The following is a 12,678-nucleotide window of genomic DNA, read 5'->3' on the forward strand; positions in this document are numbered from 1 at the left end:
AAATGAAAACAAGACTACTTACAATCTTCTCGGCTATAACACTTTTACTTAGTAGCTGTACCAATCTAAACGACAAAAGACTAACAGATTTAGATGAATTAAATGTAAAAGGTAAGGTGAAATCTATAACAGTAAAAAGCTTTGAAGCAGAAGAAAAATTTGGAAAAGCTGTTAAAACTACTATAGAAGATTTTTACAAAGAAATGTTTGACGAAAATGGATTTGTTACTGAAATGCATATATTCAATACGGAAGAACTAAAAGTTGGCACAAGCTTCTATAAGTATGATGAAAAAGGAAATATGAATGAGAGTATATTCGCTTTTGAAATAGGATCAAATAAAGGGGATAAGATTAAGAGGTCAAGTAAAAGTACTTATACGTACAATGAACGAGGTTTTAGAGTGGAAGAAAATAAGTATTCAACTGAAGGCTTATTTGAAACTAAGGTTACATACACATATAACGAAAACAACCTTAATATCGAACAGAATACATATAATGCAAATGGGGAGTTAATAGGAAAAGAAACCTATAAATACAATAAAGATCGACAAGTAACTGAATCCAAAAGCTATTTAATTGAGAATGGGAGTGAACACAACTCTACAACTGAATTTTGGTATAATGATAAAGGAGATCGTTCTAAAATGCGATTTGTCAGTATAGATAAATTTGCTCATGTAGATATTTTATCAAGCTTTGAATATGAATATGATGAGAAAGAAAATTGGATAAAAGAGATTGTATATTCAGAGGACTCATCAGAAAGAAAACCTTTTAAAATAACCGAACGCGAAATAGTATATTATAAATAAATTCTATGCCTAAGTTTTTAAAATATATATTGTTGGTATGCGGAATTGTTCTTTTTTGGATTAGTGGTGATTTAATAAGAGGAAAGGGATTTGATGATGCGCTGAATGACTTAATTTATTCTATTGGTTTTATGACTACTATTGCTGTTTTAGGTTATCTATTTTACATATTCGTTATTAAGAAAGATTCCTAAATCTAAAAATCATAAACCAATGCAAACGGGGAGTTATCTAATAGGTAGCCCCCTGTTTGCTTTTAAATTGGGATGCCCCCGTGCTTCTAATAGACAACCACCATTTTAGGTAGTTAATTCGTAGCTTTTTAATTCAAACATACCTTGGAAGTCCTTGATTAACAAAAGGTTTCTTAAAATAATTGTATTCAATTAAATTCTATACCATTATCAATTGCTAAAGTTCAAAGCAATTTTAACTAAAACTTAATACGCTACAGTAGTTGTTAATAGTTCAAGCTACATTATACCTTTTGAAATCATGAGAGGTTATTGTAGCTTCTTGAAGCTTTTAGATGTATTAAAAGCTAAAAAAATTCGATCCCTTCTCGCTCACGCTCGAAGGGATTTTTTGTACTCAAAATTTAAATTAACTATCTAAAATTAAGAAACTATGCAATTACAAAAAGCACAAAGACATCAAGTAAAATTAAGAATTGGACTATCGGGTCCTAGTGGCTACGGAAAATCATATTCAGCCTTACTATTAGCCTATGGCATCACAGAGGATTGGACTAAAATTGCCATCATTGACACCGAAAACAACAGCGCAAGCCTTTATTCTCATTTAGGGGAATTTAACGTATTAGCACTACAAGAACCGTTCGCTCCAGAAAGATACATTGAAGCAATTAAAGTCTGTGAAAACGCAGATATGGAGGTAATTATCGTTGACTCTATCAGTCACGAGTGGCAAGGTAAAGGTGGCTGTTTGGAAATTCACGAAATGCTGGGTGGCAGATTCAACGATTGGGCGAAAGTTACTCCAAGACATAATGCGTTTTTAGATGCTATTATACAATCTAAATGCCATGTAATTACTACATCACGTAGAAAAGTAGATTACAGTATCGACCAAGATTCTAACGGTAAAACAAAAGTATCCAAAGTAGGTATGAAAGAAATTACTCGTGAGGGTTATGAGTATGAATTAACCGTAAACTTTGAATTTTTGAACGATAGAAATCTAGTAAATGCTTCAAAAGACCGTACAGGCTTATTTGCAGGTAAACCCGAATTTGTGATTAATTCATCAACAGGTAAAAAACTATCTGATTGGTGCAAACAGGGTAAATCGTTAGATCAAATCAAACTACAGATTTATCAAGCTACCAATGAAGAAGATTTAAAACAATTGTACAACAAGTACATTGACCAACGTAAAGATATTTACGAAGACATTCTAAAGCGTAAAACAGAATTAGAATTTACACCAAATCAAATCATTTCAGACAACATTATTAACATCTAAAACAAAATTATTATGGAACTATTAGCAGTAAGAAACACTCCTGTAATGGAAATCATCGAAGATTCAAAAATCGAAAACACATCAAAAACAAGATTTATAGAGGCTAACACGGTAAATGTTAGCCTTTCTCATTTAAAAGAAGAATGTATAATACCTGTATTCGCAAAAGATAACGAAACTACAATTAGTCATTATGAATTCGTGAATACTGTTCAAGATGCTTTACACGAAATATTAGGACATAACGCACATTTAAAACTTGATATACGTGTGTCTCATGTAATTAAAGGCAGAATCCCAAGTGCAATTGGTAAACCTGCAAAAGAACTGTTAGAGCACGAGAAAACCATCTATTACGAACGTATGGCATTTGTATTTGAAATACCTGAAATCTACGAGGTAATCAATGGAAACCGTATCAATCTATGTGTAGGCGGTGTAAGAGCATACAATCAAGAGAATTTGTTCAGTAAGAAGTCTATTGAGAAGTTTAAGGTATTTGTAGGTTATCAAAATACCGTTTGTACCAATCTATGTATTGCAACCGATGGATTGAAAGCTGATTTACGTGTGAGTTCTACTATGGAATTGAAACAAAAAGTATATGAACTATTTAATTCTTATGATAGACAATCTCATGTAAATACAATGAAGTCTATGTTGAATCATAAAATATCCGAAGAAGAGTTTGCTCATTTAGTTGGTAAAATGAAAATGTACAATTACCAATCAAAAGAAGCTAAAAAGCAGTTGTTTCCTATCACTATTACAGAGACACAGATTAACTCTATTGTAAAAGATTATCATACAGATATTGACTTTATGAAAGCTGATGATGGTACAATTAACTTCTGGAATTTATACAACTTATTTACCGAAGCAAACAAAAGCACGTACATAGATGTCAACTTTGAGCGTAATGCCAATGCATACGAGTTTATACAATACCTAACTAATTTTAAAGCAAACGAAGTTAGCAATTGGTATCTAGACTAATAATAATAGCTTTTATATGAATAAGCGTTCTAATGAATGAATACGAAAAACTGCTACAACAGATACATTTAACCTACTCAAACGAACTGTATGTTGTTGACTATTTGGGGCATTTAATTAAGCTTGAATGCCCTTTTATTGTTGAAGCAACAGAAACTATAGGGAATGTGCAACAAGGCTCTAGATACGAGGTTTTAAGCGTTAAAATCTCCATCAGATTAGAAACTGTGTATCAGATAAACAACAGTTACTATCTGTACAAATCCTTTGAGATATTATAATTAAACAACCTGTTATGCTGTATTTTGATGCAAAACTTTTGAGACGGTTACAGGTCAAACAAATAACCACTGAAAACGTTTAACCATACAAGACTGAAGTTCTATAGGCTTCAGTCTTATTTTTTTGATAAGTCAACTTTTTTTGCAAAAAGTTAGGGGTATCTATTCAAGAGCTCAAAATTACTAAATGTTTATATTTGCTTTAAACATATAAATAATGAAACCTTTTTTAATCGATTACTTTATAGATAGAGAATCATTTATAGATTTACAAATAGACTTTCTAAAACAAGATTTTGTGTATAGTATGAATTCAGAGTTCTTTCCATCTTTTGAAAGAGCTTTGAAAAAAGAGGACTTCTACATTGAAGAACAAGTGCCTTTATCATATTCGGAAGATCCTAATGGAATCTCATTCACAATGCAAAAACTTTATTTTTATAAGACTTACTTAGGGACGATAATTCATAAATTATCATCTAATTACTTAAACGATTTTTACAATTACATTCGTGAAGATTTATTAGAAAGTCAAAAAGATAGACGTAAGTTCCTAAACGAAGGAAAAAAACGTGTGGCGTCTATAATTGATAATATTAACCAATTCAATTTTATTGATTTTAGGTTGCTTACTGAATTAAAATCACAATTATGTCAGATTGAGTTTGCAATCAATTCTCCAACACTATATAACGATAAGTATTTGAAAATAGATAAATTGGCTTTGCACAAATGGAATGAGACAGATTTAGTTACATTTTTTCATTTTTTACGAACTCAAAAAGTGATTGATTTTATATCCGATGCAGAATTAGGTCGATTTCTAGAGCGTAGCTTTTGTGTTGAAAATCATGAAGGAGAAGTTTCGTCATTAGATAGTTTAAACAAAAGATTAAACGATCTCAAAAACGTAAATAAGCTAAATGATAGGTCTGAAAAGAGATTAAGCGATTTATTTAAAAAATTTTCAAAATATTAAGCCTTGTATTTCCTCTGCAAAATAGAGGAATTTTTTTTTGCCGTTACCAGAGAAATCTACAATTAACACCTTTGTCATGTGATAAAATAAGCGCTTATCCACATCACAAAATTTATTAACATCTAAATTTTGTATAAAATGACAAATCAAGAACAAAAAGAGCTTTTTCAAGCAATGTTTAAAATCGAGGGTGACAAAGTAGAATTACAACAAATGGCATTAATTCATTTACTAGAAGAAATGGGCTTTGGAATTTGTAGAGATGATGACAGTCCTTATAACAATCAATTGATCTATAAACGTAACAATGTTATTGAAGTATATAACGAGAAGAATTTAGCATATAAATTAGTCTCATTAATGAAAGCTCATGAATTAGATAAAAAACTTATTGAAAAATTTCTTAGAGGCAGTATAGGATATTTATCGGTTAACAAGTTACAGTTTCTTAAAACTATTGAACTTAATATTCTAAGAGATACTCGTGATACAACCTTTATACCATTTATGAATAAGTTGATCAAAATTACTCGCAATGGTTATGAGATAATTAAATATAAAGATATTGATGGTTCAATTTTATCAGATAGTAGAATTAAAAGAACATTCGTAGAGTCTGAAACAAGTGATGGTTGTAATTTTAAAGAATTCTGCAAGATGATTACTGGAAATAATGAGGAAAGGTTTGGTTCTTTAAAATCAATTATAGGTTATCTTTTACACACTAATAAGGAAGCGCAAGAAAATAAAATTGTGTTGCTTTATGATGCTGAAACTGGTACAAAAACTTCTGCAAATGGAGGTACAGGTAAAACTTTATTGATCAACGGTGCGATTAAACAGCTAAGAAACGTAACAGTAATTGACGGTAAGAGATATGATGATAGAACAAATAGATTTCTATATCAAAATGTAGATCCTTATACAAATACAGTATTCTTAGACGATGTAAACGATAAATTTAACCTAGAGGACATATTTTCTGTTTCAACAGGAGATTTTGAAGTTGAGAAAAAAGGAAAACAATCGTTCATTTTGGACTATAAATATGCACCAAAATTTGTGGTGTCATCAAATAGAGAGGTTAAAATGATTGCAGGAGCTTCATCTGAACGCAGAAAAATTGAATTAGTATTAGATAATGTCTTTAATGCTACAAATACTCCAAAAGATCATTTTAATGAAATTTTCTTTTCTGATGATTGGAATGATGAAGCTTTCAATAAATTCTTTCTATTTATGGTGGAATGTATTGTTTATTATCATCAAAATGGATTAAAAGAATACAAAGATCAAGATATTCAAGATTCAAGAGTAAGAAGTTTGATCGGTAATAAAATGTTTGATTTCTGTGAGTCAATTACGAATTTTACAGACGATGAATGGAATATAAAAAAGGAAGTTGTGGAGGTATATAATGAATCACAAGATTATCCAATATCTTCAAATTCAATCACACGGGATATCAAGAAATACTGCTTTTATAAAGGTTATAAATATGTAGAAAAGAATGCAGGTGGTGTTTTTTCATTCAAAATAGTAGATACGCATAAACCATTAGAAACGGATAATATTTTAGAGGAAGGAGCTAATAATGAATAAGATCTACCTTGTATGGAACATATTTACAGCTCAGTTTTATGTAGGGTCAACAACAAAAGAAATCAAAGGTCGTATACTAGACCACTTCCAAAAAAGTGCAAAAAAAGTTGACAATAAATTTCATAAAGCCATTGAGAACTACGGTTCTCAGGCTTTTGATTATTTATGGATTGACTTTACCGATACAACTGATGAATTAGCTCAAAAAGAAGCCTATTATATTGAAGCATATAATGCATTGTCGGCTGGGTACAATTCAGATAGAGGTGGTGGTTTTCGAAAAACGATTTATAAGTTTGAAATGAACAACATTGAGCCAATAGCAACATATGATACGTTAGAGGAAGCTGGTAACTCTGTAAATGCTTCACGTAAAACAATAAGCAATGCTTGTTTAGGTAGTTTAAAGACAGCAAAAGGATTCTTATGGTCTTATACTCCAGAATATCCAGAGGTCGAAGATAAACGTTCTAAAATAGTATATCAATATGGTTTAGATGGTTTATTGTTGGCTACTTTTAGCACTGCTTGTGAAGCATCTAAAGTACTTGGTATTGGTTTATCATCCATTACACGCTGTTGTAGAGGTGAACGTAAACAAACATCAGGTTATAAGTTTTGTTACAAATAATTGTATCATGAAGCACTTTGCTTGTCTTAAATTTTAACATATTTTGGTATGAACTTTTTAAAATTAAAATACATTGTATTAATGTTAGTTTTTAATAAAAATTACTAATTTAGTAGGATAATGACATATTCAAAATTATAAAAGACTTGGATGGACAATCAACTACAATCAATTTCTAAATTTTTTACTGAAAGACTATTTCGAATTCCAGATTATCAAAGAGGATATGCATGGACCGAGAAGCAATTAAAAGAATTTTGGAATGACATAGAGCAATTAGATGACGCTAAAAATCATTATGTTGGTGTATTAACATTAGAATCTGTTCCTAAACACATAACAGAAAAGTGGGAAGAAGATACATGGATTATTGAAAAAAAAAATTACGAGACATTATACATTGTTGATGGGCAACAACGACTTACTACAGTAATAATACTTATACAAGCATTAATTGAGTCAATAGAGAATTCACAAATGCTAAATTATACAACTTTAGGGGACATAAAAAAGAAATTTATCTATGAATCTATAGATAATGGAATATCTAGATCATATATTTTTGGTTATGAGAAAGATAATCCTTCCTATGAATACTTAAAAAATAATATTTTTTTAGAAACATCAATTGGTGGTTATAGCAATGAAGTAACAATATATACACACAATCTTGAAAAGGCAAAGTTATTTTTCGAAGAAAAACTAAAAGATCTATCTATCCAACAAAAGGAAGTTATTTACAGGAAAATTACTCAAAATCTTTTATTCAATATTTATACAATTAGTGATGATATAGATGTATTTGTAGCTTTTGAAACAATGAATAATAGAGGTAAACCGCTAACAAATCTAGAATTGCTAAAAAATAGATTGATATATTTAAGTACTAAATTAAATTGTAAAGAAGACGATAAAAAAATTCTCCGTAAGATAATAAATGATGGATGGAAAGGTGTTTATCATTATCTTGGGGTAAATAAAGATAATCCTTTAAATGATGACAGATTTTTAATAGTTCACAGAGATTTATTTTTTGGGAAGGAAATTTTTAACGAAGAAAATAAGTATAAGAGATATAGATATTATAGGTATCATGAAGAGAATGAAGATTTTTTATTAGAAGATAAATTTAATTTAAAAAATATAACTGATTTAGATCCATTGGATGTTGTTAGTCTAATAAAAACGTACGTTGAAAGCCTTCAACAATCAGTTATAGTTTGGAATAATTTGAACAATCCTTTACTAAATAATGGCTTTGATGAAGATGAGAAAATTTATTTGGATAAAATCAATAGGTTAGAGGATAGAGATATTCTTAGACTTTTGTTAGTTGTGTATCAAAAAAAGGTAAGTAAATCATTAAAAATTAAACTTTTAAAAAAAATTGAACAAATCAGCTTTTTAAGCTTTCTAACTTCTTGGAGATTCAAAATTGAGGAAATAAATTTCCATGAATATTCATATAAAATTTACAATGATGATGTGAAAATTTTAGAATTCTATGATATTGTTGAACAAAAGATTAATACAATTTTAAATCATCCTGAATTTATTGAAAAAGTAATTGAATTTTTTAATGAATCCAATTTTTATAATTGGAGAGGGATTAGATATTTCTTATATGAGTATGAACACAGTTTATATAAAAAATCTAAAACTCAAAAAGGTAAACTTGATTGGGTGAATTTTAAAGAAGAGAAGCGTGATTTTATTACAGTAGAGCACATTTTTCCACAAACTGTTAACCATGATTGTTGGAAGAAAAACTTTTCTAGCTATAGTTTAAAACAAAGAAGAATATTAAATAATTCTTTAGGTAATTTACTTCCTCTCTCGAAACCAAAAAACTCTAGTCTACAGAATAAATGTTTTAAAGATAAAATTGATGGTAAAACAGAATATGTTGGCTTTAGATTTGGATCATACTCTGAAAATGAAATTACTAAATATACCGATTGGACTCCCGAAACTATAAAAGAGAGAGGTATAAAACTTTTAAAATTTATGGAAAAAAGATGGGGTCTCGATTTTAAGGATGATGAAATAAGATTAAAAATTTTAAATTTAGATTTTCTAAAGTAGTATAAAGTAGGACATAGCCTTTAGCATTGATAAATATAGACTTAATAAGATTTTATTAATATTTTTTCTGTTTATATTGGAAATTTATGTTAAAGTGACTGATTTTTTTATTGGGGGAAAGTTCACTAAATTGAGTAGATGTCATAAAGAAAATAAAAATAATCACAATATAATGTAGCAAAATTAGAGTACAATAAAATTATATATAAATGAAATTACTACAATCACAGAAAAATTCACTTTTTGAAATAATAGAGAGTAATGATTTTTTTTCACATAATCAGTTTGAATTAGTTGAAATTGATAGCTCAGGCAATTTTAAAACAAGTATAGTGTTTAAATCAAACAGAACCTTTTATTTTGCTTTTTACGCCAGTGAATTTAGGAATAATCTATTTGTAAATTATTCACCAGGTGATGAACAAGTTTTAGACTCAAGCTCTGATATAAGTTTTGACCAAGCTTTAGATTATTTTATTGAATGGTTGCACTATTTAAAAAGAGAGGTAAATGCACCTAATTTATGGGAAAAGTTTAAATCTGAAATTTCTGAAATTCATTTTTTAAATAATTTTGACAACGAAAGATTTTCATTTTATGAATATTTAGAAATTAATTCAAAAATCGAATTATTGAAAGAAAATATTTCAACGATTCCTTTAATATTAAATCAGCAGAATGAAATTATTTTAAGATTAGATCATTTGAGTGAGACAGCGAAAGAATTAGGCAAATTTGATTGGATAAATTTATTTATAGGAACAATTATGAGTGTCTTAATCCAACTTAATGTTACACCAGAAAGTGCAAATGCTCTTTGGGAATTAATAAAAAGAATTTTCAATAATTACTTTCTACAAAAATAATCAACAGTAAAAACTTGATCGTTTAAGTTGTAATTAATAAATCATCAAGATCAACTTTTAAATCAATTAATAATTTTTATTTTTAATTGATTTTTTTGCCTCGATTATATGCATCTTGCGCAATAACCATTAATTATTAGTATGAGTGAAGAAAAACAAACTGTTCAAGATATATTTTTGGAAGGAATTTTTTTTAAAGTATATTTTGATAAATATGTGCCAATTATTACAGCATCATTTTCTAAATCTGTCAAAGAAAAGAATTATGATAATTTTTTAAACGATAATGAAAGAGAAGTACGTGTGAAAAAATTTTATGAACTTTTCAATCAATTTACAACTATATTATCAGATTTAGAGAAAACTATTATTTTCTTAAGAATTGAAGATTATCAAGTAGTCGAAAAAGTATATTCTAGCTTAGAAAATACGCAGAGTTATTATACATATTTTATCGAGAATTATATAATTAGAATTAACTCTTTATCGGATGTTTTGGGTAAAATACTAAACTTAATCTACAATACAGAAATTGAAAAAGCAAATCTTTATCTATTTAGAATCAAAATACAACAAAGTTATCCACAATTAAATGAGTTGATAATTGAACTTTTAGAAAAAATAAAAATTACTAAAGAAAAAAGACATGAGAAATTGCACCAAGGGGAGACTGAATTCGAATATCTAAAAAATGTTGTCTTTTGGAATGAATTATATAGATTATTAAATGAACCAATACCTGAATCATTAAAAGAACAGACTAAGGATAATTTGATTAAAATGGTAGATCAGATTGAGCAGGAGATAATTGAGTATGTAATTATGTGTAGAAAAATTCTAAATATTTCCTCTGAACAATTAGAGAATTATTTAGACATACCCTAAAGTATTAATAAAATTAAAATATTATAATTTTAATTTAAAATCTGAAATTATACTATTTTTTGTATCATTTTAGAGAATATTAATGTTAATCAAGGATAACTTATGAAAGAACTGTACGAGTACGTAAGAGAGAAAGAAAATCAATTGAAAGAAGTTAGTGAAATTAGAGTCAATAATAAATATAAGGCAAATGTTTCTGCTTACAGATCTAATGCTGATGTAGATTATTCTAGGGTTCTTTACTCATCTGCATTTAGAAGATTGCAAGGAAAAATGCAATTATTCATACCCAAAAGTGATGCGTTTTACAGGAACAGATTGACACATAGTAATGAAGTCGCTCAAATTGCAAAAACTATTTCAAAGAAGCTAAAGTTAAGCGATATACTTACTGTACAAACATGTTCCCTTGCTCATGATATAGGAAACCCTCCATTTGGACATGCTGGTGAAAAAGTTTTAAGTAAATGCTCTAAGATTCCATATGAAGGAAATGCTCAAACTTTTAGAATTTTGAGATATATTGAAGAAAGGCATTACGATTTTAACGGACTCAATCTTACTATTAGAACAATGCTGGGAATTGTTAAATATTTTAATTCCATTACTCAAAACAAAAAAAAATTCCTTTATGATAATGATTATGACATAGTCAAGGAGTGGTTTGAAATTTATAAAATTAATCATAAGACTATCGATTGTGAAATAATGGACATTTCCGACGAAATTGCTTATGCAGTACATGATTTAGAAGATGGCTTAAAATTAAAATACTTTACTATAGATGAGCTACTGTATGAATTTAGTATTAGCCCCGAATATAAAGATGCTACCGAATATTTTAATTCAATAGTTATTTCAGCTAAAGAGTTTGCTGAAAAAGCAGAGATGTATAAAACATCAGAGGAATACTCAATGCTTTTTAGGAAAGAACTTACTTCAAAATTGGTTAATTGTTTAATTGAGGATATTGGATTGGATTCAAATGGAGTAATAGGATATCAAAAATTAAAAAAACTTTCTCATGGATTAAAAAAGCTAACTTTTGAAGCTATAAAAAGACAACCAGATATAGTAGAATACGAGCAATTAGGAAATCACATATTAACAAGATTGTTTGAATTATATGCTGATGAACAATATAATAAAGATCTTCTCTTACTTCCTGCTAATTATAGATCTATAGACAATAGTAATGCGATGATAATAGATTATTTAGGAGGAATGACGGATTTTTTTGCAATTCAACAGTATGAAAAATATTTTGGTGCTTTAAAAGATAAAGGTATCTATTTTAAGTAATTTTAATGCTAATAGATAGTCTAGCTAATATCAAAAAAAGTTGACAACCTTACTTAAAATTATTTATATTTGTATGAAAGGCGTAAAATTCGGTTTCTAACGAATATCTGATATAAGTAAACCCTCATGAATAAAGGGACTCGTGACTTGAGTTCGAGCCCAAGAGGGGGAGCAAAATATACAAAGCCTTACAGAAATGTGAGGCTTTTTTGTTGTTTAAAAAGGTTTTGCTGGGTTCATCAACTTTCATTGCAGAAAATACTACGATAATTTAATAGCAACGGATCTTACTTATAGATACATTTTTTAATGCTTATTTAGTAGTTTAAATTCAGAAAAAGGATTCTGTGGTCTTATACACCAGAATATCCAGAGGCTGAAGATAAACGTTCTAAAATAGTATATCAATATGATTTAGATGGTTTATTATTAGCTACTTTCGGTTCTGCAAGGGAAGCATCAAAACATTTAGGTATAGGATTGTCATCAATTACACGCTGTTGTAGAGGTGAATGTAAGCAGACGTCAGGTTATAAGTTTAGTTATTTATGAAAGCTCCTTCGGGAGCTTATTTACTTAAAAAAGAATAGCTGGGATTATTTTGTATATTTGATAATAGTATTATTGTACGTCTTCAAAGTAAATTAGACAGTTAAATATAAAAACTAATTTAGTGTTTAGTTTATAAATTTATTAATTTTTGTTGGTTGTAGAATTGTCTTCTTTTCTGAATTGTACTGTTTTTTAT

General features: G+C 28.5%; 13 protein-coding genes. All 13 read left to right on the top strand.

What is annotated here, in order from left to right; all coding sequences use genetic code 11:
• Nucleotides 1-2: 2 nt before the first annotated feature.
• The 13 genes from F0460_RS14780 to F0460_RS16460 all read left to right on the top strand — a co-directional run bounded on the left by F0460_RS14780 (nucleotide 3) and on the right by F0460_RS16460 (nucleotide 12,482).
• Nucleotides 3-818 carry a hypothetical protein gene (locus tag F0460_RS14780; protein ID WP_150014601.1) on the top strand — a complete coding sequence of 272 codons (816 nt, stop codon included), beginning with the start codon at nucleotides 3-5 and terminating at the stop codon, nucleotides 816-818.
• Between the two features lie 5 nt (nucleotides 819-823).
• Entirely contained in the window at nucleotides 824-1,012 is a 189-nt protein-coding gene (locus F0460_RS14785; protein ID WP_150014603.1) for a hypothetical protein, read from the top strand.
• A 433-nt stretch (nucleotides 1,013-1,445) separates the two neighbouring features.
• Nucleotides 1,446-2,303: an AAA family ATPase gene (locus tag F0460_RS14790; protein ID WP_150014605.1), complete on the top strand. Its 858-nt coding sequence runs from the start codon at nucleotides 1,446-1,448 to the stop codon at nucleotides 2,301-2,303.
• Between the two features lie 12 nt (nucleotides 2,304-2,315).
• Nucleotides 2,316-3,299 (top strand): DUF3871 family protein, encoded by a 984-nt coding sequence (locus F0460_RS14795; RefSeq protein WP_150014607.1) that lies wholly within the window; start codon nucleotides 2,316-2,318, stop codon nucleotides 3,297-3,299.
• Nucleotides 3,300-3,331: 32 nt separating this feature from the next.
• Entirely contained in the window at nucleotides 3,332-3,580 is a 249-nt protein-coding gene (locus tag F0460_RS14800) for a hypothetical protein (RefSeq protein WP_150014609.1), read from the top strand.
• A gap of 217 nt (nucleotides 3,581-3,797) precedes the next feature.
• Nucleotides 3,798-4,559, top strand: coding sequence for a hypothetical protein (locus F0460_RS14805; RefSeq protein ID WP_150014611.1), 762 nt, complete (start codon nucleotides 3,798-3,800; stop codon nucleotides 4,557-4,559).
• 138 nt (nucleotides 4,560-4,697) lie between these two features.
• Nucleotides 4,698-6,161 carry a primase-helicase family protein gene (locus F0460_RS14810; protein ID WP_150014613.1) on the top strand — a complete coding sequence of 488 codons (1,464 nt, stop codon included), beginning with the start codon at nucleotides 4,698-4,700 and terminating at the stop codon, nucleotides 6,159-6,161.
• A complete protein-coding gene (locus F0460_RS14815) occupies nucleotides 6,154-6,792 on the top strand; it encodes a GIY-YIG nuclease family protein (RefSeq protein WP_150014615.1) in 639 nt (212 codons plus the stop codon). The genes F0460_RS14810 and F0460_RS14815 overlap by 8 nt, the downstream gene beginning before the upstream one ends.
• 150 nt (nucleotides 6,793-6,942) lie before the next feature.
• A complete protein-coding gene (locus F0460_RS14820; protein WP_150014617.1) occupies nucleotides 6,943-8,877 on the top strand; it encodes a DUF262 domain-containing protein in 1,935 nt (644 codons plus the stop codon).
• Nucleotides 8,878-9,086: 209 nt separating this feature from the next.
• Complete coding sequence (locus F0460_RS14825) at nucleotides 9,087-9,743, top strand: hypothetical protein (protein ID WP_150014619.1); 657 nt, start codon at nucleotides 9,087-9,089, stop codon at nucleotides 9,741-9,743.
• A 141-nt stretch (nucleotides 9,744-9,884) separates the two neighbouring features.
• The gene (locus F0460_RS14830; RefSeq protein ID WP_150014621.1) at nucleotides 9,885-10,628 is read left to right on the top strand and encodes a Cthe_2314 family HEPN domain-containing protein; all 744 of its coding nucleotides are present in this window, start codon (nucleotides 9,885-9,887) and stop codon (nucleotides 10,626-10,628) included.
• A 102-nt stretch (nucleotides 10,629-10,730) separates the two neighbouring features.
• Complete coding sequence (locus tag F0460_RS14835; RefSeq protein WP_150014623.1) at nucleotides 10,731-11,930, top strand: deoxyguanosinetriphosphate triphosphohydrolase family protein; 1,200 nt, start codon at nucleotides 10,731-10,733, stop codon at nucleotides 11,928-11,930.
• Nucleotides 11,931-12,326: 396 nt separating this feature from the next.
• Nucleotides 12,327-12,482: an NUMOD1 domain-containing DNA-binding protein gene (locus F0460_RS16460; protein ID WP_223810829.1), complete on the top strand. Its 156-nt coding sequence runs from the start codon at nucleotides 12,327-12,329 to the stop codon at nucleotides 12,480-12,482.
• The last annotated feature ends 196 nt before the right edge of the window (nucleotides 12,483-12,678 follow it).

Origin of the sequence: Paenimyroides baculatum (assembly GCF_008629655.1) — a bacterium.
GTDB lineage: Bacteria > Bacteroidota > Bacteroidia > Flavobacteriales > Flavobacteriaceae > Flavobacterium > Flavobacterium baculatum.

What these genes read in the sequence shown, in the direction of transcription:
- F0460_RS14790 (WP_150014605.1), top strand. Translation starts at nt 1,446, where the DNA reads ATGCAATTACAAAAAGCACAAAGACATCAAGTAAAATTAAGAATTGGA.
- F0460_RS14830 (WP_150014621.1), top strand. Translation starts at nt 9,885, where the DNA reads ATGAGTGAAGAAAAACAAACTGTTCAAGATATATTTTTGGAAGGAATT.
- F0460_RS14800 (WP_150014609.1), top strand. Translation starts at nt 3,332, where the DNA reads ATGAATGAATACGAAAAACTGCTACAACAGATACATTTAACCTACTCA.
- F0460_RS14835 (WP_150014623.1), top strand. Translation starts at nt 10,731, where the DNA reads ATGAAAGAACTGTACGAGTACGTAAGAGAGAAAGAAAATCAATTGAAA.
- F0460_RS14825 (WP_150014619.1), top strand. Translation starts at nt 9,087, where the DNA reads ATGAAATTACTACAATCACAGAAAAATTCACTTTTTGAAATAATAGAG.
- F0460_RS14795 (WP_150014607.1), top strand. Translation starts at nt 2,316, where the DNA reads ATGGAACTATTAGCAGTAAGAAACACTCCTGTAATGGAAATCATCGAA.
- F0460_RS14810 (WP_150014613.1), top strand. Translation starts at nt 4,698, where the DNA reads ATGACAAATCAAGAACAAAAAGAGCTTTTTCAAGCAATGTTTAAAATC.
- F0460_RS14780 (WP_150014601.1), top strand. Translation starts at nt 3, where the DNA reads ATGAAAACAAGACTACTTACAATCTTCTCGGCTATAACACTTTTACTT.
- F0460_RS14815 (WP_150014615.1), top strand. Translation starts at nt 6,154, where the DNA reads ATGAATAAGATCTACCTTGTATGGAACATATTTACAGCTCAGTTTTAT.
- F0460_RS14785 (WP_150014603.1), top strand. Translation starts at nt 824, where the DNA reads ATGCCTAAGTTTTTAAAATATATATTGTTGGTATGCGGAATTGTTCTT.
- F0460_RS14805 (WP_150014611.1), top strand. Translation starts at nt 3,798, where the DNA reads ATGAAACCTTTTTTAATCGATTACTTTATAGATAGAGAATCATTTATA.
- F0460_RS14820 (WP_150014617.1), top strand. Translation starts at nt 6,943, where the DNA reads ATGGACAATCAACTACAATCAATTTCTAAATTTTTTACTGAAAGACTA.